The organism is Hymenobacter agri, assembly GCF_054778495.1.
This window is the reverse complement of sequence record NZ_BAAGZM010001135.1, coordinates 1-773: the sequence shown is the minus strand read 5'-3', so window position 1 is coordinate 773 and position 773 is coordinate 1. Positions and strand designations below refer to the sequence as shown.

The 773-nt window shown below is 65.6% G+C and carries 1 pseudogene; it reads left to right on the top strand.

From position 1 onward, the window contains the following. Positions 1-556: 556 nt before the first annotated feature. Positions 557-773, top strand: a pseudogene (locus ACYVDE_RS24940) (hypothetical protein); the annotation flags it as partial.

Genomic DNA, 773 nt, shown 5'->3' with positions numbered 1-773 from the left:
ACCGCCCGTCGGCCCGGCGCGCTTCGTGCCTACTCCGCCCCCGGCTCCGGCGGTGCTCCCCGTTGCAGCGGAGGCGCCAGCCCTGCCTGCTGAACCAGTTGCTAAAACGCCTGCAGTTGCCGAAGCACCGGTAGTTACCGCCGCGTTAGCTCTTCCGGCAGTATTCGACACACCGCAGGCTCCAACCAGCCCCGAGCCCGCTCCTGTCGCTACGCCAACCCCGACGACACCCATTGCAACGGTTGCGTTGCCTGATGCTCCTGTCGCCGTAGCTCCAGCCGTTGGGGCGGCGCCCGATATGGCAGTTGAAATGCCCGCCGTGGCAGAGCCGCTGCCAGCTGAAAAAGAAGTTGAAACTCCGGCCGAAACACCTCCGGCAGCAGCCCCGCAGGTTTTAGCAGCAGCACCAATTTCGGCTCCGACTGTAGACGTTGTTGAGTCAGTTGCGCCAGTCGCCGCGCCAGTTCTCACAGTTGCCGAATCGGTCGCCTCGGTTGCGGCCGCCCTGGCCGCGTTAGCCTCTGTCAACGTTCCTGATGCTACCGAAGTCGCACCATTGGCAGTTACGCCGGCCGCAATTGAAGCCACTGAAACTGCTGCACCGACAATCAGCACGCCCGAAGCGGAAGCAATAGCTAACGCGCCCGCTGATGCCGCGTCGCCCGAAGCGGAGTTGCCACCGCAGGCCCCGGCCATTCGGCCGCCGGTGGAAGCTGGCGAAGCCAGGTTTGAGTTTGGCCTCGCTGACCCCGCGCCCGCGGCTGCCACGCCCG